The organism is Bradyrhizobium sp. SZCCHNRI20481, assembly GCF_032485055.1.
Classification (GTDB): Bacteria; Pseudomonadota; Alphaproteobacteria; order Rhizobiales; family Xanthobacteraceae; genus Bradyrhizobium.
The window spans coordinates 76,090-98,830 of sequence record NZ_JAUEUE010000025.1 but is presented as its reverse complement, the minus strand read 5'-3'; the positions used below and the strand labels follow the sequence as shown (position 1 = coordinate 98,830).

Genomic DNA, 22,741 nt, shown 5'->3' with positions numbered 1-22,741 from the left:
AACACAGCAGTGATCGAATAGTGTCAGGGATCAGCCCGGTCCAAAATGTCAGGGATCAACCCGGTCGGTCAGGGCGCTGACTTCAGTGGCGTGAACGCCGGGCGAACAGCAAGCGGCGCTATCGCCGATATCAGGGCATGGGCTTTGACTCTCATGTCGAGCATGATTCGTGGACCCCCACCCCCGACCCCTCCCCGCAAGGGGGAGGGGAGCGCACCGCCGCTGGCGTCAAGGCGAGATTCCAACGCTCGCAGATCAATCAAGCCTGCTTCATCCGCACTCAGAACGACGTGCCGCCGCCGAACCTGAACTCCTGGACGGTGTCGTATTTGCCCTTGGACAGCGGCACCGCGTAGTCGAAGCGGAGCGGGCCGAAGGGCGAGGCCCAGATCAGGCCGACGCCGACGGAGGAGCGCACCACCTTGCTGTCATCGTACAGCAGGCCGCATTTGCAGGTCGCGGTGTTGACCTCGCCGGTCGCCGCCCAGGAGGTCGGGCCCTGATAGCCCCACAGCGAACCGGCATCGGCATAGACGGCGCCCTTCAAGCCCACTTCCTTCGGCAGGAACCAGAACGGCATCTGCAGCTCCGCCGAGGCGCCCCAATATTTGGTGCCCCCGAGCGCGTCGCCAGTCGCGCCGAGGCTCGCATAAGTGATGTCGCGCGCCCCGATTCCGTTCGAGGCGAAGCCACGCACCAGGCTCGGTCCCATCTGGAAGTGGTCGAGCATCCGCAGATCCTTGTCGCCGATCTTGTTCAGCATGCCGCCCTGCAGGTGGATGATGCCGACGATATCGGCCACCAGCGGCGAGTAATACTTCGCGTCGACCGCCGACTTGAGGTAGCTGACGTTGCCGCCGACGCCGGCGAAATCCTGCTTCCAGTCGATCAGCAGACCATCCGTCGGGTTCTTGTTGTTGTCGAGCGTGTTGTAGCTGAGCGTGTAGCCGAGCGCGGAGGTCAGCGCGGCGCCGTCGCTCAGCTCCTTGCGGACCGGCAGGCTCGATTCGCCATCGCCGTAGCAGCCCCAGCCATAATAGCCCGAGCTGGTCGAATTGGTCGGATCGACGCCGCCGAGCACGCTCTTGATGTAGGCCGGGGTCGGGTTGAAGGCGAGCAGGCTGTTGGCGGCGTTGTTGTTGCAGTTCTTGTAGTAGGACGGCAGCGATATCTCCTGGCGGTAGAGCGAGTATCGCAGCTGGAGCGAGAGGTCTTCGCGCAACTGGAAGCCGAGCCGCGGGCTGAAGCCGATCGTCGTCACGCCATAGCTCGTATAGCTGTTCGCCAGCTGCTGCTTGTAGTAGACATCCAGGCCGAGCGCGATCCGGTTGTCGAGCAGATAGGGCTCGACGAAGGACAGCGAGACGCCCCTGCTGTATTGGCCGTAGCTCACGGACGCCTTGGCGTACAGACCGCGGCCGAGGAAGTTGCGCTCCGAAATCGAGACCTCACCCAGCGCGCCATCGGTGGTCGAATAGCCGCCGGAAACGGAGAGGTCGCCGGTCGACTTCTCCTCCAGATTGACCACGAGGATGACGCGGTCGGAGGACGAGCCCGGCTCGGCGGTGATCTTCACCTCTTTGAAGAAGTCGAGGTTCTTCAGCCGGCGCTCGGCGCGGTCGACCAGCGCGCGGTTGTAGGCGTCGCCCTCGGACAGATCGAACTCGCGCCGGATCACGTAGTCGCGGGTGCGGGTGTTGCCGCGGATGGTGATGCGCTCGATATAGGTGCGCGGGCCCTCGTCGACCTGGAACACGATCGCGACCGTATGCGCTTCCAGATTGCGGTCGCCGCGCGGACGCACGACGGCGAAGGCAAAGCCGCGACGCGAGGCCTCGATCTGCATCTCCTCGACCGATTTCTCGAGCTGCTCGACGTTGTAGAGCGCGCCGACATTGACGCGCGAATAGCCGCGCAGCGTGTTGGCGTCGAGCGCCGCGACGCTCGACTGGAACTGCACCGAGCTGACGCGGTATTGCTGGCCTTCCTCGATCTGGAACGTGACCAGGAAGCCCTTCTGGTCCGGGTCATATTCGCTGAGCGCCGCGACGACCTGAACGTCGGCGTAGCCGTTCTTCAGATAGAAGCGGCGGATGAGGTCGCGGTCGGCCTCGACGCGATCGGGGTCATAGACGTCGTTGTTGCCGAGGAAGCTGAGCCAGTTCGTTGCGTGCGTCTTGATGACGTCGCGCAGGCGCGCGGCGGAATAGGTGTTGTTGCCGACGAAGCTGATCGACTTCACGCCCGTCTTGACGCCCTCTTCGATGGTGAAGACGAGGTCGACGCGGTTGTTGGGCTGCTCGATGATCTCGGGCGTGACGCGCACGTCGTAGCGGCCGGAGCGGCGATAGATCTCGGCGATGCGCTGCGCGTCCGACTGCACCATCGGACGGGACAGCGTGCCACGCGGCTTCGACTGCACTTCCGCCGTGAGCTGTTCGTCCTTGACCTTCTTGTTGCCCTCGAAGGCGACGCGGCCGATCACGGGATTCTCGACCACGCGCACGATCAGCCGGCCGCCCTGCCGGTCGATCTTCACGTCGGCGAACAGGCCGGTCTGGACCAGGGCCTTGAGGCCGTCGTCGACCTGGCCGGCATCGAGCGTGCCGGTGGGACCCGGCTTGAAATAGGAGCGGATGGTGTCGGATTCGACGCGCCTGTTACCCTCGACGGTGATCGCGCTGGCGACGGCGGGTGCCGCCGCGGCCATACGGGGCAGCGAGGAAACGGGCATGGCCAGCAGCATCAGGGCAAGCACGCCCGGCAGTCTCAGACGCATCATCGACGCTCTTTCGAAAGTCAGAGTCCTCGGCGCGCAGACGTTCGTCGGCACGCCACCGGAATCGCTGATGCCCGTCAAAGATGGTCGCGATGCGCCGATCTCGTTTCGTGAAATGTCTGATGATGCTGGATGTGACTGAATGTTTCCGGTCAGACAAGATTCTCGGGCCAACCGAGCGGCAGAGGGCATGAGCTGCTAATAAGTGCGTCGCCCGCGCTGCGACCAGAAAGCCACGGCTGAGACGGACATCTCCGTTAAGCAATCGGCCCGGCCGCGCCGCATTCGGTGGCTTCCGAAATCAAATTCTACAAATCTTCGGAAGTTGGCAATACGAGGGAAAAACGAGGGTGCTAATTGATCGTCATCCGAACTAAGCCCCCAAGTAGTTCGGCCAAGGCCCGGTGCGCGTAGATTCCCATTGATATTCCGGCGCACCGGGCCGCCCTTTTCCCTCGCGCGCGAGCCGATGGCCCGTAGGATGGGCGGAGGCGGTAGTGCCGCGGCTCCATCCGAGGTCGCGGCAGCGCCATGCCCACGGTCTGACCGCGAATGCGCTGCTCGGCGGTGTGCAGGCCACCGCCTTCGGCGGTCGCCTTGCCCTCCTACGGTTCCCGCCGCCCCACCCGAATCGCGACAATGTCCGCCGCTGTTGCGAAATTGCCTCTGGATCGGGCCGGAAAAACCGATCAAAACGGGCGGCAGCGCCGATGGTTAATCGCGTCTTAACCTCGCCCCACCTATGGTGACCACAAAGGCACCGGTTCATGGGCGATCGGCGGCTTCCACTGGTTTGGCGCGCGTTTTACGTATGGCAATGACCGCTTCATCCCCCGCGCCCGCTGGCGCCAGCCATTCGGAGAGCGAACGCTCGCCGTTTGCGCGGCTGAACGAGCTGCTCGCCCCCTACAAGCCGGGCAAGCCGATGATCACGCTCGCCGTCGGCGAGCCGCAGCATCCGGTGCCGGGCTTCGTCGGGCCGGTGCTGGCCCAGCACATCGCCGAGTTCGGCCGCTACCCGGCCGCCAAGGGCATCGAGCCGTTCCGCAAGGCGGCCGCCGGCTGGCTGGCGCGGCGATTCGCGCTGCCGCGCGCGATCGATCCCGAGCACGAGATTCTGGTCCTGAACGGCAGCCGCGAGGGCCTGTTCTTCGCCGCCCATGCGGCGCTCCGCCATGTCGGCCCGCGCCGCGGACGGCCCGCGATCCTGATGCCGAACCCGTTCTATCCGGTGTATGGCGTCGGCGCCCGCACCGCCGGCTGCGACTCCATCTATCTGCCGACCACGCGCGACAACGGCTTCCTGCCCGATCTCGATGCGATCGACGAGGCGACCTTGGCGCGCACCGTCGCCTTCTACATCGCCACGCCAGCCAACCCACAAGGCTCGGTGGCCAGCCCGGACTACATGCGCAAGCTGGTCCGGCTCGCCGACCGCTGGGGCTTTCTGATCTTCAGCGACGAGTGCTATTCGGAGATCTACACGCGACAGGCGCCCGGCAGCATGCTCGAGCATGCCGGCCCCGACTACGCCAACGTCGTCGCGTTCCAATCGCTGTCGAAGCGCTCCAACGTGCCGGGCATGCGCATCGGCTTCGCCGCCGGCGACCGCAGATTCCTCGCGGGCTTTCACGAGCTGCGCAACGTCGCGGCGCCGCAGGTGCCGGTGCCGCTGCAGCACGTCGCGGTGGCCGCCTATGGCGACGAGGCACATGTCGAGGACAACCGGCGGCTGTACCGCGCCAAGTTCGACCTCGCCGACCAGATCATCGGCAACCGTTATGGCTACAGGCGGCCCGATGGCGGCTTTTGCGTCTGGCTCGACGTCGCCGATCGCGGCGGCGACGAGGAGGTGACGCTGCGGCTGTATCGCGACGCCGGCGTGCGGGTAGTGCCCGGCAGCTACTTGGCGCGGCCGCAAGCCGACGGCTTCAATCCAGGCGTCGGCTATATCCGGCTGGCGCTGGTGGCCGATGCCGACTCCACCGGTGAGGCGTTGCACCGGCTGGTCGAGGTCCTGGGATAATCGCGGGGCTGATGCAGATGCCGGCGATCGAACGAGTCATTCCCCTGGTCAACCACCTGCCGACGTCGCTGCGCGACGCGCTGGTGCGGCGGCTGCGCGAGCTCGCGGGCCTCGCGCTGATTGGCCTGTCCGGCATCGCCGCGGCGGCGCTGATGACCTGGTCGGTGCAGGACCCGAGCCTGAGCCACGCCACCTCGCGCGCGATCCGCAACATCGTCGGCTATCCCGGCGCGATCGGCGCCGATCTCCTGATGCAGATCTTCGGCCTCGGCGCCATCATGGTCATCCTGCCGATCGCGATCCGCGGCTGGCGCATGATGACGCACCGGCCGTTCGATCGCGAGGCGCTGCGCTTCGGCGCCTGGGTGCTCGGCGCCGTCATCGCCGCCGGACTTGCCAGCTGCTGGCCGCGCTCGCACGCCTGGCCGCTGCCGACCGGTCTCGGCGGCGTGGTCGGCGACGCCCTGGTGCGCGCACCGGCCGTGGTGTTCGGGCCGCCCGGTGTGATCTATCGGCTGGTGCTCGGCGCCCTTCTTCTGGTTGCGATGATCGGCTGCCTGCTGGTGGCCGGCGGCATGGGCGCGAAGGAAGCCGATCCGAGCCTGCTCGCGGATGAGGACGACGACACGCCGCTGGCCGACCCCGAGGACGACGACGACCGCAAGGCGATCCGGCTCGGCTGGGTGTTCCACGCCATCATGAGCGCCAAGGCGCAGGTCGTCTGGTTCCTGAGCACGGCCTACCGCGCACTGGTGTCATCAGGCCCGCAGCCGCGCGCCGCCGCCGCAAGCCGGCAGGAGCCGAGCCTGGGCCGCGGCCAGGGCAAGCCGACGCTCGCGCCCGAGATGGACGAGAACGGCGGCGACGAGGAAGAGGCCGACGAGGGCGAGGACGACGAGGAGGAAGAGGAGCCCGCTCCCCGCGCCCGCAAGAAGCCCGCGGCCAAGACGCCGGCGCGCAAGTCCAACGACAAATACGACCTGCCCTCGGTCTCGATGCTGGCGGCGCCGAAATCGTCCGATCGCCAGCCGCTGTCGAAGAGCGAGCTGGAGGCCAATTCGCGCGCGCTGGAGGGCGTGCTGCAGGATTTCGGCGTGCGCGGCGAGATCGTCAAGGCGCATCCCGGTCCGGTCGTCACGCTGTACGAGCTGGAGCCGGCGCCGGGCATCAAATCGTCGCGCGTCATCGGCCTCGCCGACGACATCGCCCGCTCGATGAGCGCGCTGTCTGCGCGCGTCGCCGTCGTGCCCGGCCGCAATGCCATCGGCATCGAGCTGCCCAACGCGCATCGCGAGAAGGTGTACCTGCGCGAGTTGCTCGTCGCCAAGGAGGCCACCGAGAGCGTCGCCAAGCTGCCGCTGTGCCTCGGAAAGAACATCGGCGGCGAATCCATCATCATCGATCTCGCCCGCACCCCGCACATGCTGATCGCCGGCACCACCGGCTCGGGCAAGTCGGTCGCGATCAACACCATGATCCTGAGCCTGGTCTACCGGCTCCGGCCGGACCAGTGCCGGCTGATCATGGTCGATCCGAAGATGCTCGAATTGTCGGTCTATGACGGCATTCCGCATCTCCTCACGCCGGTCGTCACCGATCCGAAGAAGGCCGTCGTCGCGCTGAAATGGGCCGTGCGCGAGATGGAGGAGCGCTACAAGAAAATGGCCAAGCTCGGCGTGCGCAACATCGACGGCTACAATGCCCGTCTGGGCGAAGCGCGCGCCAAGGGCGAGGAGCTGACGCGCACCGTCCATACCGGCTTCGACAAGGAAACCGGCAAGGCGATCTACGAGGAGGAGAAGCTCGACCTCGATCCTCTGCCCTACATCGTCATCATCGTCGACGAGATGGCCGACCTGATGATGGTCGCCGGCAAGGACATCGAGGGCACGGTGCAGCGCCTCGCCCAGATGGCGCGCGCCGCCGGCCTGCACGTCATCCTGGCAACGCAGCGCCCGTCGGTCGACGTCATCACCGGCACCATCAAGGCGAACTTCCCGACCCGCATCTCCTTCCAGGTCACGTCCAAGATCGACAGCCGCACCATTCTCGGCGAGATGGGCGCCGAGCAGCTGCTCGGCCAGGGCGACATGCTCTACATGGCCGGCGGCGGCCGCATCAGCCGCGTGCACGGCCCGTTCTGCTCCGACGAGGAGGTCGAGAAGGTCGTCAAGCATCTGAAGGCACAGGGCTCGCCGGAATATCTCGAGGCGGTCACCGCCGAGGAGCCGAGCGAGGAGGATGGCGCCGTGTTCGATGCCACCGGCATGGGCGGCGGCGGTGGCGACGACCTGTTCTCCCAGGCGGTCGCCGTGGTCAAGCGCGACCGCAAGGCCTCCACCAGCTACATTCAACGCCGGCTGCAGATCGGCTATAACAAGGCCGCTTCGCTGATGGAGCGGATGGAACAGGAAGGCATCGTCGGCCAGGCCAACCACGCCGGCAAGCGCGAGATCCTGGTGCCCGAGGAGGAAGGCGGATTCTGACGGCCCCGATGGCCGCAGAAACGCCGCTTCGGTGCCCGATCTTCACGCGATTACGATCACGCTGCCCGCCCGATCCGGGATAGAACGCGTAAAACTCAGGACGTCGTTTTGAAAAGCTCCTTGTTGAACAGCACGTTTTCGTATCACGCAGCTTCGCGCGGGCGCCGGATCGGCGCCTGGCTGGTCGCCTGCGCCGTGGCGACATGCTCTGTCGCCGGTGCGTCCGGTCACGCCGCCGCGCAGGGCACGCCGGCTCCGAAATCAGGCCCGAAGAGCGGCTCCCAGCTCAGCGCCTCCGACCAGCAGCGGGCCGGCCAGAGCCCCTCGACCACCCAGACGGCCCCGCCCAATCCGGTCATTCCCGATCCCCGGCGCAATGTGCCGGCCAGCATCTTCACCTCGTTCGACGCCAACCAGAAGGCGCAGGCGGCCAAGGTCAGCGCCTATCTGTCGTCGCTGCAGACCCTGGTCGGGAACTTCGTCCAGGTCGGCCCGGACGGCAGCAAGACCAAGGGCGATTTCTACATCCAGAAGCCGGGCAAGGTCCGCTTCGAATACGAGCCGCCGACGCCGATCGACATCATCGCCGACGGCTCCTCGCTGGTCGTGCGCGACCGCAAGCTCGCGACCCAGGACGTCTATCCGCTGTCGCAGACGCCGCTGCGCTATCTGCTGTCGGACCGCATCGACCTGCTCAAGGACACCAACGTGATCGCGGTCGCGGCCGACGACCTCTACGTCACGATCACGATCGAGGAGAAGCAGGCGCTGATCGGCACCAGCCGGCTGATGCTGATGCTCGGCGTCAAGGACGGCCAGCTCAAGCAGTGGACCGTGACCGATCCGCAGGGCTACGACACCACCATCGCCGTCTACAATCTCGATACGACCAAGAAGCTCGATCCGGCGATGTTCAAGATCGACTTCACGGCCTATCCGAGCACGCCGCCGGGCTGACGCCGCCTCTCGCGCTCGCTCAGCGCGATTCGAGCCCGCGCACCTTCCATTGCGCTTCGGACAGTGCAAGCTTCTCGAAGCGCTTGCGCGCCTCCTCGAGGTCATCGGCCGGAAGCGCGTCGCAGCCGGGCCGGCCGCGCAGGATCATCGACGTCGTCGCCCAGCTCAGCCGCGCCGCCTTGCAGGCCAGCAGCAGATCCGTGAGACGGTCCTCCTCCAGCAGCGCTTCGATCGTCTCGATGGTGACGACGCAGAGCAGCGCCAGCGCTGCGATCACGGCAGGGAAATCGCCGGTGGCGCAGAAGCGGTTGACGGCGGAGTCGCCGAGCTTGCCGGTGCGGCTGAGGGCGGCAACCTCGGCCTTGACCTGCTGATAATCCCAGATCGCGCGCATTGCCGCGCCGGGCGAGCGGGTCGGCGTCGCCTGCAGGGTGGCGCGGGTCGCCGGCGGTGCGGCCTTGATGAAGCGGGCGCGGGCGCCCTCGCTCGCCGCGGCGACGAAGGCCCGCGACAGCTTGGCCGGCAGATCTGTGCGCAGCGCGAGCTTTTCGGCGAGATCCTCGTCGCGCTCGGCGATCTTGAACAGGCTGCGATAGCCATCCTCGGACAGCCGGGCGGAGAGGTTCTGTGCCAGCGCCATGCGCACCGCCGGAAAGCCGCGTGCAATCAGCTGCGTCGTGAGGCTGTCGCCAATGCCCCTGCGGCTGGCGAGCGCGACGAGATGCGCCGGGCTGCCGGTGCGGATGAACTCGGCGAGGTCGCGCTCGGTCAGCACCGCCGCCTTGGCCAGCATCGGCCCGGCGACGCGCAATTCGGGGTGAACGGCGAGCAGCCGCGCCGTGGCGTAAGGCGCGCGCTCGACGCCGGCGAGCGCCATGCTCAGCTCGGCCAGCAGCTCGGTCGCGACCTGCGGCATCAGCCGAGCGAACATCTGATCGTAGAGATCGAGCTGCTCGTCCGATGCGGGCCGCGGACCGGCCAGGAACAGGCTGGTCGTCCGGCGCAGCAAGTCGGTGGCGAGCTCGGACACCGTCCGCGCATCACCGGCGGGCGTCTTGGCGGTCGGAGCTGCCGCAGGCGCTGGAGGCATCGCACGTCCCTCGTTGGGCGCCTCTTGGCTATGACAGAGGCGCGGGTCGATCATCAATTGAGGAAGAATGCGAAGGCCGGACTAAAGGGGCGTTAAGCCCGGCGGACGGAGCTGCAACCCGCGCGGCTGTCGTTAATGGATTGCAACAGAGCGTGGCAACGACCGTGTTCCTGTATTGTTCTTGCGAACAATCCCTGCTTCCGCTAGCTTGGTCGCTGGGAGGGGCATCATGGTCCAGCGCGTTTCCACCGTCGCCTTCGAGGGGATCGAGGCCCGCGCGGTCGACGTGCAGGTCCAGGTCGCACCCGGCCTGCCGGCGTTTGCGATCGTCGGCCTGCCGGACAAGGCGGTGTCGGAAGCGCGCGAGCGGGTGCGCTCGGCGCTGATCGCCTCGGGCCTGGCGCTGCCGGCGCGGCGCATCACCGTGAACCTCGCGCCGGCCGACGTGCCCAAGGAAGGCAGCCATTACGACCTGCCGATCGCGCTGGGGCTGATGGCCGCGATCGGCGCCATTCCGCCGGATGCCCTCGGCGGCTTCACCGTGCTGGGCGAGCTCGGCCTCGACGGCTCGATCGCGCCAGTCGCCGGCGTGCTGCCCGCGGCCATCGGCGCCAATGCGCGCGAGGAAGGATTGATCTGCCCGGCCGCCTGCGGCGCCGAGGCGGCGTGGGCGAGCCCGGACCTGCAGATCATCGCGGCGAGCTCGCTGATCCAGATCGCCAACCATTTCAAGGGCACGCAGGTGCTGTCGCGGCCGCAGCCGAAGATCCAGGAGGCACCCGCAAGCCTGCTCGACCTGCGCGACATCAAGGGCCAGGAGAGCGGCAAGCGCGCGCTCGAGATCGCGGCCGCCGGCGGGCATCATCTGCTGATGATCGGCTCGCCCGGTGCCGGCAAGTCGATGCTGGCGGCGCGACTGCCGTCGATCCTGCCGCCGCTGTCGCCGGCAGAACTCTTGGAAGTTTCGATGATCGCCTCGGTCGCCGGCGAGATCGAGGGCGGCGCGCTGACGTCGCGGCGGCCGTTCCGCAGCCCGCATCATTCCGCCAGCATGGCGGCGCTGACCGGCGGCGGCCTGCGCGCCCGCCCCGGCGAGATCTCGCTGGCGCATCAGGGCGTGCTGTTCCTCGACGAGCTGCCGGAGTTCGATCCGCGCGTGCTCGATTCGCTGCGCCAGCCGCTGGAGAATGGCGAGGTCTCGATCTCGCGCGCCAATCACCGGGTCACCTACCCTGCCCGCTTCATGCTGGTCGCCGCGATGAATCCGTGCCGTTGCGGCAACGCCTTCGAGCCCGGCTATGCCTGCAAGCGCGGCCGCATCGACCGCTGCACCGCCGACTACCAGATGCGCATCTCCGGCCCGTTGATGGACCGCATCGACCTGCGCATCGAGGTGCCCGCGGTCACCGCCGCCGACCTGATCCTGCCGCCGTCCAAGGAAGGCTCGACCGAGGTCGCGGCCCGCGTCGCGGCCGCGCGCGACCTGCAGCGCGCCCGCTATGCCAAAGCCGGCCTGCCGCACATCCGGACCAACGCCGAGGCGCCGGCCGCCGTGCTCGACGAGATCGCCAGGCTCGATGCGCCCAGCCAGAAGCTGCTGCGCGAGGCCGCCGAGACGATGCGGCTGTCCGCCCGCGGCTATCACCGCGTGCTGCGCGTGGCGCGGACGCTCGCCGATCTCGATCATGCCGAGACCATCGGCCGGCTGCATCTGGCCGAGGCGCTGTCGTATCGCGCGCTGGCCGAGGACAGTCGCCATGCGGCCGCGTAGATTTACCGCTGAGCTCAAGACGCGATCAAGCTTACCCTGTCGCATCGATAGTCAGAGGAAACTCAATGGCAACCGAAGCGCCACTACAGGATATCCCGAATTGTGAGCGATTGTGCCGGAGTCAACAACCAGCGTAGTTTTTGACCTTTCGTGGCGTCTGGAGGGAAGCGCAGATTCCTTCTAGAATCTTTGCGACCAAAGCTTCCGAGGCTGGGTCACGTGGTACGAACAGGCCAGCAGCCACCCCGGCGGCAAGTGCCGCTCCACTCTCGATTCGAGCCTTTCGATAGAAAATGTAAGAATCCTTTGTGATGAACGGATGGTCCCCAACTCCAAGCCGTGTAGTTCCGTCGCACAGATGATTCTGCCATTCAGTTACGGAGACAATAATGTGATTACCAGCCTCGCACGCGTCCGTGCAGACTATGAAAAGGTGCTTTCGGTTGGGATCGTTGTAAGTGCCGGATGGTAACAGTAACGTCTGGCACCTGCAGGCAACGTACGTCGCCATGGCTCATCCACGAAGTGACTGAAAAACCTTGTCCAGATATCTGTTTTCCTCAATCAGTGAGGCTTGTACGTCCGCGTCCTTGAATCCAAGAGCAGTTAGTATGCGCTCTACCGGAATCGGCTTCGAACTCCCGTTAGGGTCCTCCCATTCGGGAATGTTGTTACGGTCATGGGTATAGTTGACCAGCTGCCATTTACCCATCTGCCCGAACTCATTCCATACCGCATCTAAGCACTGGATATCTGCATCGCTCAGCTCATCAAGCTCGCCAATATCAATTTGCTTCTTGGCTCCGATAAGATGATTGGCGCGGTCTTCCAAGAGTTCGGACCAGCCACAGGCCTCCAGATCATATTCACCATTTGCGTGGCTATACGTGGTGGAGTTTACGGGCCCATGCGGCATCGAAACTCGCGGCTCATCCAGTATCGGGAATCCGAATGCTTTTAGGCTTTGTCTATCAGACAGATAGACCAGCTTGATCGCCTTCAAAATGTTGAGGGCGTTCTGGCCATTTCTTGCAATAAAGAATGCGATGACCTGTGAGGCCTTTCTTGCATTAAAGGTCATAGGAAGAGCCCCTCTGCAAGAGGAAAAGAACGAAACAAGAACATAGTCTCTATGTAAACTATAGTTTTTCAGTGTCAACGGATATAGGCCGATTCTCCGTCAATAGTATTTTTGTCAATTTCTCGTTACTGTTGCGATTTTGCTACGGCGGCAGTGGCATCCGAGCGTACCGTTTCGTCTACTCGTTCAGGGGCCTCCGGACGCCCCCTCAACACTCTGGTAACGACTTCTCTTTACGCTCCGACAACCATAGGGTCCGCGTTCCGTCATCAGGCCTTCCGCGTCGGTGCGTATCATGTTGCGTTTCAAGGTCCTCGTTTCGGCCGTGCCGCTGATCGCGGCGGCGGTCATCGCCAGACTCGAACTGGCGCCCTCCCCGCAGCCCTGCATTGCCGTCGGTGCCGACGGCGTCTCGCTCGGCTCCGCGCCCTTTCACGCCGATCTCCATGTCGACTTCACCGACGATCCCGCGCGCGCAACCACGCCTCATCACCGACCGATCCGGTTCTGTGAGCCGGGCTAACGCCCGGTTCACCATCTCTGCACGGCAGAATCGCGCGTGCACGACCTTTCAAAGTCTCAGCAATACCGACGCCGCATGGTGCGGGCCGGCCATGACATTGGGATCGAAATCGTCGGGGGTGATCGAGATGGGACCGATTTTTCACGTCAGGCTGCGCCTGCGCCGGTTCATGCGCCGTCACCGCACCATCTTCGCCATCCTGCGCTCGCTGATGATCTTCTCCGCCGGCTTCGGCGGCGCGTACGGCTTCATCAGGGCCAGCATCTCCGAGAACTCCGGCTATAACCCGCACACGTTCGCGATCGGAGCCAGCTTCCTGTTCGCGCTCGCCTGCGTCGGCCTCGCCACGCTCAGCATGCGGCTGCGCTTCGTCGCCAGGAAGATGCACAAGATTGCGCTCCACAACGAGGTGCTGGCCGACCGGAACTGGGAGCTGCAGGAAGCCGAGCAGCGCGCCCGCAATCTGTTCGAGCAGCAGGGCGACCTCATCGTCATGCGCGCGCGCGACGGCAGCATCATCTTCGTCAACGACGCCTATTGCCGGATGGCCGGCCTCGATCGCGACAAGCTGCTCGGCAGCGCGTTCACCTTCGAGCTGATCGAGCAGGGCGACAGCGCGCTGGAGCCGAACGGCACGCGCGTCCACGACCAGCGCATCGAGAGCGCGATCGGGCCGCGCTGGATCGCATGGCGCGAGGCACTGGTGCGTTCCGACGCCGGCCAGCCCGCCGTGCTGCAATGTGTCGGCCGCGACGTCACCGACCGCACCGAGACCGAGCGCGCGCTGGCGGAGGCGCGCGACCAGGCCAATGCGGCGAACCGCGCCAAGTCGCGTTTCCTGGCGATGGCGAGCCACGAGATCCGCACACCGCTGAACGGCATCCTCGGCATGAGCGGCCTGCTGCTCGAGACGCAGCTGACGCCGGAGCAGACCACCTACGCCAAGGCGGTTCGCACCTCGGGTGAAGCCTTGATGTCGCTGATCGACGAGCTGCTCGACTATTCCAAGATCGAGGCCGGCAAGCTGGCGCTGGAGGCGCAGCCATTCTCGCTGGCGACGCTGATCGAGGAGGTCACCGAGCTGCTGGCGCCGCGGGCGCAGGCCAAGCAATTGGAGATCGCGGCCTATCTCGACGAGCGGCTGCCGACCTGGGTGACCGGCGACGCCGCGCGGCTGCGCCAGGTGCTGCTCAACCTCGCCGGCAACGCCATCAAGTTCACGGCTTCGGGCGGCGTCGCGCTGATCGCCGAGCCCGGGATCTGGCCGAACGAGATCAGCTTCCAGGTGCGCGATACCGGCATCGGCATCGCAGCCGACGCCCAGGAGCGCATCTTCCGCGAATTCGAGCAGGCCGACGACAGCGTGGCGCGCAGCTTCGGCGGCACCGGGCTTGGCCTGGCGATCTCCGACCGGATCGTCAAACGCATGGGCGGCCGCATCGCGCTGCAGAGCCAGCTCGGCGCCGGCTCGACCTTCGAGGTGTCGGTGCCGCTGCCGCCGGCGCTGGAGCGCGGCGAGCAGAACAGCTTCCGCGGCCCCGACCTCGCGGGACAGTCGGTCATGCTGGTCGCGCCGGCCGGGCTGCAGGCCGAGCTGATCGAACGGCGCCTGCAGAACTGGGGCGCGCAGACCTGCCTGGTCGCCGAGGCCGAGGTGGCGGAAGCCCTGCTGCCCGAACGCGCCTGGCACGCCGTGCTGGTCGACGACGCCATCGGCAGCGACGCGTCGCTCCGTCTGGGCGGGGCCGCGCAACATCACACGACACGGCTGATCGTGCTGGTCACGCCGGCGAGCCGCCACGAGCTGACACCCGCGGCGCCGTTCAACGGCTATCTGGTCAAGCCGCTGCGGGCCGCCTCGCTCGCCGCGCGCGTGAGCTTCGACACCGATGGCACGGTTCCGGCACTCGCTGACGATCCAATCCCGACGATCGCGCCGCCGATTGCGGTTCAGGCCGGCGGGAGCCTGTCCATCCTCGTCGCCGAGGACAATGACATCAACGCGCTGCTGATGCGCTCGCTGCTGACCAAGCTCGGCCACCACGCCGACATCGCCGTGCATGGCGAAGCCGCGCTGGACTCCTGGCTCGCGGCGCGCTCGGCCGGCGCGCCCTATGATCTGATCCTGATGGATGTGCAGATGCCGAAGCTCGACGGCATTGCTGCCGCCAAGCGCATCCGCGCCATCGAGGCCAGCGAGCCCGGCCGGCGCACGCCGATCCTGGCGCTCACGGCCAATGCCCTGGTCGAGGACCGCTACGCCTGCTTCGAGGCCGGCATGGATGGCTTCCTGGTCAAGCCGATCGATCGCGACAAGCTGGACGTGGCGCTGGCGAATCTGGCGGCGGCGCGACAGGTGGCGGCGTAAGTAATTAGTTGGAGCGGATCAGTTCAGCGCTGCGCTCGCGGGCCACGCTCACAACCGCCTGAGCGCCACCGTCTCGACCTCGTGGTCCGCGCCCTTCTTCAGGATCAGCGTCGCGCGCGGCCTCGTCGGCAGGATGTTGTCCTCGAGATTGGCCAGGTTGGTGCGCTCCCAGATGGCGATCGCAGTGGCGATGGCCTCCTCGTCCGACAGCAGCGCGTAGCGGTTAAAGTAGGACCGCGGATCATGGAACGCCGTGTCGCGCAGCGACAGGAAGCGCTTGACGTACCATTTGCGCAGGATCGCCTCGTCGGCATCGATATAAACCGAGAAGTCGAAGAAGTCGGAGACGACCGGCACGGCCTTGCCGTCGCGCGGCAGCGGCCCGGTCTGCAGCACGTTGACGCCTTCGACGATGAGGATGTCCGGCTGGTCGATCTCGACCCACTGATGGGGGACGATGTCGTAGGTGAGATGCGAGTAGACCGGCGCGCGCACCTGATGCCGGCCGGCCTTGATGTCGGAGAGGAAGCCCAGCAGCCGCGGCAGGTCGTAGCTTTCCGGAAAGCCCTTCTTCTGCATCAGGCCCTGCCGCTCCAGGACCGCGTTCGGATAGAGGAAACCGTCGGTGGTGATGAGATCGACCTTCGGCCGCGGCGACCAGCGCGCCAGCAGGGCCTGCAGCACGCGCGCGGTGGTGGACTTGCCGACCGACACCGAGCCGGCAACGCCGATGATGTAGGGCATCTTGCGGTCGCGGATGCCGAGGAACTGGCGCTGCGCGTAGTACAGCCGCTGCGCCGCGTCGACATACATCGACAGCAGTCGCGACAACGGCAGATAGATGTCCTCGACCTCCTTGAGATCGAGGCGATCGTGCATCGAACGCAGCTTGGAGAACTCGCCGGGCTCCAAGGTCATCGGCGTGTCGTTGCGCAGCTCGGCCCATTGTTCGCGGGTGAAGACGCGGTACGGATTATATTGTTGTTCGGTGGTGCGCATATCCATGACGCTGCCCTTCGTTTCCCCGGCCGACGCGCCCTACTCCGTCTTGCGCGACGCCTTTTCTTCCAGCCCCGACTGACCGGTGCGCTTGCCGAGCGCCGCCTCGACCTCCTCGAGCCGGACGTCGCGCGACTTCAACAACACCAACAGATGAAACAGCAGATCGGCGCTTTCGGAGATCAGATGCTCACGGTCGGTGCCAACAGCGGCGATGACCGTCTCGACCGCCTCCTCGCCCATCTTCTTGGCGCATTGCGCCGGGCCCTTGTCGAGCAGCTTGCGCGTATACGACGCCTCGCCGCCCGCCGCGGCGCGCGCGTCGATGATGGCAGCGAGATCGTGAAGCGTGAAACGGGACATCAGCCGGTACTCGGAACGCCTGCCCGAACCACGGCGGCCGGACCAGCGTTCATCTAACATTTTTGCGGCGCAATGTCGTCAGGGATCGAGCCGCATCGGCAGGCCCTGGCGCGCCATGTGCTCCTTGGCCTGCCGGATGGTAAATTCCCCGAAATGGAAGATCGAGGCGGCCAGAACCGCAGTCGCGCGGCCCTCGCGGATGCCGTCGACCAGATGGTCGAGATTGCCGACGCCGCCGGAGGCGATCACCGGCACCGGGACGCTGTCGGAGACCGCCCGGGTCAGCGGCAGGTCAAAGCCCTGGCGCGTGCCGTCGCGGTCCATCGACGTCAGCAGGATCTCGCCGGCACCGAGCGCGACCACCTCCTGGGCGTATTCCAGCGCGTCGATGCCGGTCGATTTGCGTCCGCCATGGGTGAAGATCTCCCAGCGGCTGCCGCCGCCCGGCCGCGACACGGACTTGGCGTCGATCGCGACCACGATGCACTGCTCGCCGAACTTCTCGGCCGCCTCCTTGACGAATTCGCGCCTGCTCACCGCGGCCGAATTGATCGAGACCTTGTCGGCGCCGGAGCGCAGCAGGGTCTTGATGTCGTCGATGGTGCGCACGCCGCCGCCAACCGTGACCGGCATGAAGCAGGCCTCCGCCGTGCGCCGGACGACGTCCAGCATGATGCCGCGGTTCTCATGGGTGGCGGTGATGTCGAGGAAGCAGAGCTCGTCGGCGCCGGCGGCGTCATAGGCGATCGCGGCCTCGACCGGATCGCCGGCGTCGCGCAGATTGACGAAGTTGACACCCTTGACGACCCGTCCGTCCTTGACGTCGAGGCAGGGAATGACACGGACCTTGAACATCCTGTTCTCTCCTACGCGCGCGCCGCGCGGATCAGCGCCAGCGCCTCTGCCGGGTCGAGCCGGCCGTCATAGAGCGCGCGGCCGGCGATGGCGCCTTCGAGCTTTTTCGCACGCGGTGTCAGCATCGCCCTGACGTCCTCGATCGAGGCAAGGCCGCCGGAGGCGATCACGGGAATCGAGATGGCATCGCCGAGCGCGATCGTAGCGTCGAGGTTGAGGCCCTTGAGCAGGCCGTCGCGGGCGATGTCGGTGAAGATGATCGCGGCGACGCCGGCGTCCTCGAAGCGTTTGGCGATGTCGAGCGCGGTGACCTCGGACGTCTCCGCCCAGCCTTCGACCGCGACCTTGCCGTCGCGGGCATCGAGGCCGACGGCGACGCGGCCGGGAAAGGCCTTCGCAGCGGCCTTCACCAGCTCGGGATCGCGCACCGCTGCGGTGCCGATGATGACGCGGGTGACGCCTTTGCCGAGCCAGGCCTCGACCGTCTTGAGATCGCGAATGCCGCCGCCGAGCTGCACCGGCATCTTGACGACCTCCAGCATTGCCTCGACGGCTTGCGCGTTCATCGGCTTGCCGGCGAAGGCACCGTCGAGGTCGACGACGTGGAGATATTCAAAGCCCTGGTCGGCGAAGCTCTTGGCCTGCGCGGCGGGATCGAGGTTGAACACGGTGGCGCGCGCCATGTCGCCCTGCTCCAGGCGCACGCACTGGCCGTTCTTCAGATCGATGGCGGGAAACAGGATCATATCAGTTGTCTTTCAAGAGCGCGCCCTGTCCGCCTCTTGCGGCGAACAGGACGGAAGCGCTCACGGCTTCCATTTCAGGAAGTTGGAAATGAGGGCGAGACCGAAACGCTGGCTCTTCTCGGGATGGAATTGGGTGCCGATCGCGGTGTCCTTGCCGACGATCGCCGTGATCGGACCGCCGTAATCGGCGCGCGCCAGCACATCGTTCTCGTTGACCGCATTCAAGTGATAGGAGTGCACGAAATAGGCGTGCAAGCCCTTCGGCCCGAGCGGCAGCCGCTCCAGGACCGGATGCTCCTGCACCAGGTCGAGCGTGTTCCAGCCCATGTGCGGGATCTTCAGGCTCTCGTCACGAGGGGCGATCTTCTCGACGTCGCCGGCGATCCAGTCGAAGCCGTCGGTGGCGACATGCTCCTTGCCGCGCGTTGCCATCAATTGCATGCCGACGCAGATGCCGAAGAACGGCCGCGCCTTGTGGCGGACGGCTTCGGTCATCGCCTCCAGCATGCCGTTGACGGAGTCGAGGCCGCGGCGGCAGTCGGCGAAGGCGCCGACGCCGGGCAGCACGATGCGGTCGGCGCGATACACGGTGTCGGGATCACGCGTGACGACGACCTTCTGCGGATCCGCCATGCCGCGCGCGGCGCGCTCGAACGCCTTGGCGGCGGAATGCAGATTGCCGGAGCCGTAATCGATGATTGCAACACTCATCGTCCACCTCCGGGTTCGGGAAACAAGCCAATGATGCTGGCGTGCGGCAGCGGCGGCGGGTGCAGGCCATTGCCGTTGTCGCGCGTCGGCGGCGCCGCGCCGCGATCGACGGTATGATTGTCGTAGCCGAGCGTGCTGCGCCGGGCGGCCCAGCGCTCGAAGAAGCGGCGCTCGGCGGCATCGAGATCGTCGGCGACGACGACGTCGATCTGGCGCCAATTGCCGCGCGAGTAGCTCCAGCGCTTCAGGCTCGAGGCTTCAAGCCCGAGCAGGATCGCGAACAACAAATCGACGCCGGCAATCGCACCGCCGTTGACGCCGACGCGCACCAGGATCACGTCGAGCGCGATCATCAGCACGGCCCAGACGAGCATCGCAAGCCAGAGGCGATGCCAGGCCAGCCAGACGGCGCCGAGCACCGCGGCCCAGAAATGGAAGCCGTCGCGGATGAAGACGAAGCGATCGGTCGAACGCAGATCGACCCCGGCGGCCAGGGGAGCGTGAACCGTATAGACAGGCATGTCGATGATCCCTTGAGGGAAGCGGTCAGCCGCCGAGCTGACCCTTGGTGGATGGCACTTCGCCCTGATTGCGCGGATCGATCGAAAGCGCTGTCCGCAGCGCCCGCGCCAGACCCTTGAAGCAGGATTCGGCGATATGATGGGCGTTCTCGCCGTACAGCGTCTCGACATGCAAGGTGATGCCGGCGTTCATGGCAAACGCATTGAACCACTCGCGCACCAGCTCGGTGTCGAACTCGCCGATCTTGTCGCGCGCGAAGGTCGTGCGGAACACCAGCATCGGCCGGCCCGACACGTCGATCACGACGCGCGTCAAGGTCTCGTCCATCGGCATGTGGATCGAGGCGTAGCGGGTGATGCCGGCCATGTCGCCGAGCGCCTGCCGCACCGCTTGGCCGAGCGCGATGCCGACATCCTCGGTGGTGTGGTGAAAGTCGATATGCAGGTCGCCGACCGCCTTGACCGTCATGTCGATGCGGGAATGCCGGGCAAGCAGATCCAGCATGTGATCGAAGAAGCCGATACCGGTCGCGATGTTCACGACGCCGGTCCCGTCGAGGTTCACGGACACCTCGATGTCGGTCTCTTTGGTCTTGCGCTTGATGGTCGCGCTACGCATCGGGTCAGCTTTCCCTTGAAAACGCGGCCCTTTTATCAGGCGGATGTCGGCTTAGCTACTGCGGGATAGCGCCCCGTACGCCTGATCTCGGGCCATGGTGAGCGGATTTCAAGACCGGGTCGGGCAGGGCAGGGACCCGGTAATTGTATCCCGACGCCTGAGCGCCTAAATCAGGGCATCAACCAGGGATCCCCCATGCACGCATCCTCGAACGAGCCCACCGTCTGGCACGGCACCACGATTCTGACCGTCCGCAAGGGGGGCAGGGTGGTGATCGGTGGCGACGGCCAGGTCTCGATCGGCCAGACCGTGATCAAGTCCAATGCCAAGAAGGTGCGCAAGCTCGGCAAGGGCGACGTTATCGGCGGCTTCGCCGGGGCCACCGCCGACGCCTTCACCCTGTTCGAGCGGTTGGAGAGCAAGCTGGAGCAGTATCCGGGGCAGCTGACCCGGGCGGCGGTCGAACTCGCCAAGGACTGGCGCACCGACCGCTATCTGCGGCGGCTCGAAGCCATGATGATCGTGGCCGACAAGGAGGTCTCGCTGGTGCTGACCGGGACGGGCGACGTCCTGGAACCGGAGTCCGGCGTGATGGCGATCGGCTCCGGCGGCAACTATGCGCTTGCGGCTGCGCGTGCGCTGATCGACACCGACAAGGACGCCGAGAGCATCGTCCGCCGCTCGCTCGACATCGCCGCCGACATCTGCGTCTACACCAACCGCAACATCACCATCGAAGCATTGTCGGCCGAGTAGACCATGACCGCGGACGAGATCGGCGCCCCGTCCCGGCAGTCGTCCGGACCCTGGCTCATCCCGGTGCTCGGTCTGCTGGCGCTGCAGGCCGCACTGTTGTTCGCGATGGGCCGGCTGCCGATCTGCGCCTGCGGCACCGTCAAGCTGTGGCACGGCGTGGTGCAGAGCTCGGAGAACTCCCAGCATCTCACCGACTGGTACACGTTCTCCCATGTCATTCACGGCTTCTTGTTCTATGCGCTGACCATGCTGGTGGTGCCGCGGCTGCCCTGGCAGGGGCGGCTGATCCTGGCGATGCTGATCGAGGGCACCTGGGAGCTGGTCGAGAACTCCAGCTTCATCATCGAGCGCTATCGTGCCGCCACGATCTCGCTGGACTATTTCGGCGACAGCATCGTGAACTCCGTCGGCGATACGCTGGCGATGATGACCGGCTTCCTGCTGGCGCGGGTGCTGCCGGTCTGGCTGACCGTCGTGATTGCAGTCGCGTTCGAGATCGGGGTGGGCCTGCACATCCGTGACAACCTGACCCTGAACATCTTGATGCTGATCTGTCCAACCGAGGCGATCCGGCAGTGGCAGGCCGGACCGCCGCTCCTGTGACGGCGGAAATCCGGCTTGCCCTCATCCCCGTCCGACCCTAGCTAGAGCCTCATGACAGACTTTTCACCCCGCGAAATCGTCTCCGAACTCGACCGCTACATCGTCGGCCAGGCCGACGCCAAGCGGGCGGTGTCCATTGCGTTGCGCAACCGCTGGCGCCGGTTGCAGCTCGATGCAGGCCTGCGCGAGGAGGTGCTGCCGAAGAACATCCTGATGATCGGGCCGACCGGCGTCGGCAAGACCGAGATCGCGCGGCGGCTGGCCAAGCTCGCGGGCGCGCCGTTCCTGAAGGTCGAGGCGACCAAGTTCACCGAGGTCGGCTATGTCGGCCGCGACGTCGAGCAGATCATCCGCGATCTCGTCGAGGTCGCGATCGTCCAGGTGCGCGAGCGCAAGCGCAAGGACGTCGCCGCCCGGGCCCAGCTTGCCGCCGAGGAGCGCGTGCTCGATGCGCTGGTCGGCGCCAGCTCCAGCGCCGCCACCCGCGACTCGTTCCGCCGCAAGCTGCGCGCCGGCGAGCTGAACGACAAGGAGATCGAGATCGAGACGCAGTCGTCCGGCGGCGGCCTTCCGATGTTCGAGATCCCGGGCATGCCGGGGGCGCAGATGGGCGCGATCTCCATCGGCGACATCTTCGGCAAACTCGGCGGCCGCACCAAGACGCGGCGCGTCACGGTCGAAGCCTCGCACGACATCCTGATCGCGGAAGAGTCCGACAAGCTGCTCGACGGCGACCAGCTGGTGCAGGAGGCGATCAGCGTGGTCGAGAACAACGGCATCGTGTTCCTCGACGAGATCGACAAGATCTGTGTGCGCGAGAACCGCGCAGGCGGCGACGTGTCCCGCGAGGGCGTGCAGCGCGACCTGCTGCCGCTGATCGAGGGCACCACGGTCTCGACCAAGCATGGCGCTGTGAAGACCGATCACATCCTGTTCATCGCGTCGGGCGCGTTCCACATCGCCAAGCCATCGGACCTCTTGCCGGAGTTGCAGGGCCGGCTGCCGATCCGCGTCGAGCTGCAGGCGCTGACGCGCGACGACATGCGCCGCATCCTGACCGAGCCGGAGGCGTCGCTGATCAAGCAATATGTCGCGCTGATGAAGACCGAGGGCGTGACGCTCGACATCACCGACGATGCGATCGACGCGCTCGCCGACATCGCGGTCGCGGTCAACTCCACGGTCGAGAACATCGGCGCGCGTCGGCTGCAGACCGTGATGGAGCGCGTCCTCGACGACATCTCCTTCACGGCCTCCGACCGCAGCGGCGAGACCATGCGGGTCGACGCCGCCTTCGTGCAGCAGCACATTGGCGATCTCGCCAAGAACACTGATCTCAGCCGGTTCATTTTGTAGCGGCTACCCGTATGGGTCGAGGCCGAGCTACAAATTCCGCCGTCGTCCCCGCGAAAGCGGGGACCCATGACCACCAAAGCCAATTGTGACTCTCGATGGCGGCTCCAGCCTTGCCTCAGCATGGACGGCGG

General features: G+C 66.1%; 20 protein-coding genes. 10 read left to right on the top strand and 10 right to left on the bottom strand.

Annotation, left to right across the window (positions count from 1 at the left end):
- Nucleotides 1-280: 280 nt before the first annotated feature.
- Complete coding sequence (gene bamA, locus QX132_RS31595) at nucleotides 281-2,782, bottom strand: outer membrane protein assembly factor BamA (RefSeq protein WP_316163706.1); 2,502 nt, start codon at nucleotides 2,780-2,782, stop codon at nucleotides 281-283.
- On the opposite strand from bamA, the gene QX132_RS31590 reads away from it, so the two are divergent.
- From QX132_RS31590 to QX132_RS31575, 4 genes are all read left to right on the top strand, one after another.
- Nucleotides 2,733-2,921, top strand: coding sequence for a hypothetical protein (locus QX132_RS31590; protein ID WP_315716967.1), 189 nt, complete (start codon nucleotides 2,733-2,735; stop codon nucleotides 2,919-2,921). The genes bamA and QX132_RS31590 overlap by 50 nt on opposite strands.
- Before the next feature lie 669 nt (nucleotides 2,922-3,590).
- Nucleotides 3,591-4,805: an aminotransferase class I/II-fold pyridoxal phosphate-dependent enzyme gene (locus tag QX132_RS31585; RefSeq protein ID WP_316163705.1), complete on the top strand. Its 1,215-nt coding sequence runs from the start codon at nucleotides 3,591-3,593 to the stop codon at nucleotides 4,803-4,805.
- Nucleotides 4,806-4,816: 11 nt separating this feature from the next.
- The gene (locus QX132_RS31580) at nucleotides 4,817-7,291 is read left to right on the top strand and encodes a DNA translocase FtsK (RefSeq protein ID WP_316163704.1); all 2,475 of its coding nucleotides are present in this window, start codon (nucleotides 4,817-4,819) and stop codon (nucleotides 7,289-7,291) included.
- A 123-nt stretch (nucleotides 7,292-7,414) separates the two neighbouring features.
- Nucleotides 7,415-8,248 carry an outer membrane lipoprotein carrier protein LolA gene (locus QX132_RS31575; RefSeq protein WP_410052925.1) on the top strand — a complete coding sequence of 278 codons (834 nt, stop codon included), beginning with the start codon at nucleotides 7,415-7,417 and terminating at the stop codon, nucleotides 8,246-8,248.
- Between the two features lie 19 nt (nucleotides 8,249-8,267).
- On the opposite strand, the gene QX132_RS31570 is transcribed toward QX132_RS31575, so the two are convergent.
- A complete protein-coding gene (locus tag QX132_RS31570) occupies nucleotides 8,268-9,338 on the bottom strand; it encodes a DUF2336 domain-containing protein (RefSeq protein WP_315798569.1) in 1,071 nt (356 codons plus the stop codon).
- A 229-nt stretch (nucleotides 9,339-9,567) separates the two neighbouring features.
- Here QX132_RS31570 and QX132_RS31565 point away from each other — a divergent pair, with 229 nt between their 5' ends.
- Nucleotides 9,568-11,109 (top strand): YifB family Mg chelatase-like AAA ATPase, encoded by a 1,542-nt coding sequence (locus QX132_RS31565; protein WP_315813442.1) that lies wholly within the window; start codon nucleotides 9,568-9,570, stop codon nucleotides 11,107-11,109.
- A 514-nt stretch (nucleotides 11,110-11,623) separates the two neighbouring features.
- On the opposite strand, the gene QX132_RS31560 is transcribed toward QX132_RS31565, so the two are convergent.
- Nucleotides 11,624-12,190: a Panacea domain-containing protein gene (locus tag QX132_RS31560; RefSeq protein WP_315813443.1), complete on the bottom strand. Its 567-nt coding sequence runs from the start codon at nucleotides 12,188-12,190 to the stop codon at nucleotides 11,624-11,626.
- 295 nt (nucleotides 12,191-12,485) lie between these two features.
- Here QX132_RS31560 and QX132_RS31555 point away from each other — a divergent pair, with 295 nt between their 5' ends.
- Complete coding sequence (locus QX132_RS31555) at nucleotides 12,486-12,713, top strand: hypothetical protein (protein WP_315813444.1); 228 nt, start codon at nucleotides 12,486-12,488, stop codon at nucleotides 12,711-12,713.
- Nucleotides 12,714-12,840: 127 nt separating this feature from the next.
- Nucleotides 12,841-15,081: a PAS domain-containing hybrid sensor histidine kinase/response regulator gene (locus QX132_RS31550; RefSeq protein WP_316163703.1), complete on the top strand. Its 2,241-nt coding sequence runs from the start codon at nucleotides 12,841-12,843 to the stop codon at nucleotides 15,079-15,081.
- A 48-nt stretch (nucleotides 15,082-15,129) separates the two neighbouring features.
- Here the strand turns inward: QX132_RS31550 and coaA are convergent, their stop codons facing one another.
- The 7 genes from coaA to hisB all read right to left on the bottom strand — a co-directional run bounded on the left by coaA (nucleotide 15,130) and on the right by hisB (nucleotide 19,895).
- Nucleotides 15,130-16,086 carry a type I pantothenate kinase gene (gene coaA / locus QX132_RS31545; RefSeq protein ID WP_315740433.1) on the bottom strand — a complete coding sequence of 319 codons (957 nt, stop codon included), beginning with the start codon at nucleotides 16,084-16,086 and terminating at the stop codon, nucleotides 15,130-15,132.
- A 33-nt stretch (nucleotides 16,087-16,119) separates the two neighbouring features.
- Nucleotides 16,120-16,443, bottom strand: a complete 324-nt coding sequence (locus QX132_RS31540; protein ID WP_257167618.1) for a phosphoribosyl-ATP diphosphatase — start codon at nucleotides 16,441-16,443, stop codon at nucleotides 16,120-16,122.
- 78 nt (nucleotides 16,444-16,521) lie between these two features.
- A complete protein-coding gene (hisF, locus tag QX132_RS31535; RefSeq protein WP_315813446.1) occupies nucleotides 16,522-17,298 on the bottom strand; it encodes an imidazole glycerol phosphate synthase subunit HisF in 777 nt (258 codons plus the stop codon).
- 11 nt (nucleotides 17,299-17,309) lie between these two features.
- Nucleotides 17,310-18,044, bottom strand: a complete 735-nt coding sequence (hisA, locus tag QX132_RS31530; protein ID WP_315813447.1) for a 1-(5-phosphoribosyl)-5-[(5-phosphoribosylamino)methylideneamino]imidazole-4-carboxamide isomerase — start codon at nucleotides 18,042-18,044, stop codon at nucleotides 17,310-17,312.
- 60 nt (nucleotides 18,045-18,104) lie between these two features.
- The gene (gene hisH, locus QX132_RS31525; protein ID WP_315813448.1) at nucleotides 18,105-18,755 is read right to left on the bottom strand and encodes an imidazole glycerol phosphate synthase subunit HisH; all 651 of its coding nucleotides are present in this window, start codon (nucleotides 18,753-18,755) and stop codon (nucleotides 18,105-18,107) included.
- A complete protein-coding gene (locus QX132_RS31520; protein ID WP_315813449.1) occupies nucleotides 18,752-19,276 on the bottom strand; it encodes a DUF2628 domain-containing protein in 525 nt (174 codons plus the stop codon). Before QX132_RS31520 ends, hisH begins: the two co-directional genes overlap by 4 nt.
- Before the next feature lie 25 nt (nucleotides 19,277-19,301).
- Complete coding sequence (gene hisB / locus QX132_RS31515; RefSeq protein ID WP_315740428.1) at nucleotides 19,302-19,895, bottom strand: imidazoleglycerol-phosphate dehydratase HisB; 594 nt, start codon at nucleotides 19,893-19,895, stop codon at nucleotides 19,302-19,304.
- Nucleotides 19,896-20,090: 195 nt separating this feature from the next.
- Here hisB and hslV point away from each other — a divergent pair, with 195 nt between their 5' ends.
- From hslV to hslU, 3 genes are read left to right on the top strand one after another with little or no spacing between them, the layout of a single operon-like run.
- Nucleotides 20,091-20,651 carry an ATP-dependent protease subunit HslV gene (gene hslV / locus QX132_RS31510; protein WP_315778162.1) on the top strand — a complete coding sequence of 187 codons (561 nt, stop codon included), beginning with the start codon at nucleotides 20,091-20,093 and terminating at the stop codon, nucleotides 20,649-20,651.
- A 3-nt stretch (nucleotides 20,652-20,654) separates the two neighbouring features.
- Nucleotides 20,655-21,254, top strand: a complete 600-nt coding sequence (locus QX132_RS31505) for a DUF2585 domain-containing protein (protein ID WP_316163702.1) — start codon at nucleotides 20,655-20,657, stop codon at nucleotides 21,252-21,254.
- A 51-nt stretch (nucleotides 21,255-21,305) separates the two neighbouring features.
- On the top strand, nucleotides 21,306-22,610 hold the full coding sequence (hslU, locus tag QX132_RS31500) for an ATP-dependent protease ATPase subunit HslU (protein ID WP_316163701.1): 1,305 nt from the start codon (nucleotides 21,306-21,308) through the stop codon (nucleotides 22,608-22,610).
- The last annotated feature ends 131 nt before the right edge of the window (nucleotides 22,611-22,741 follow it).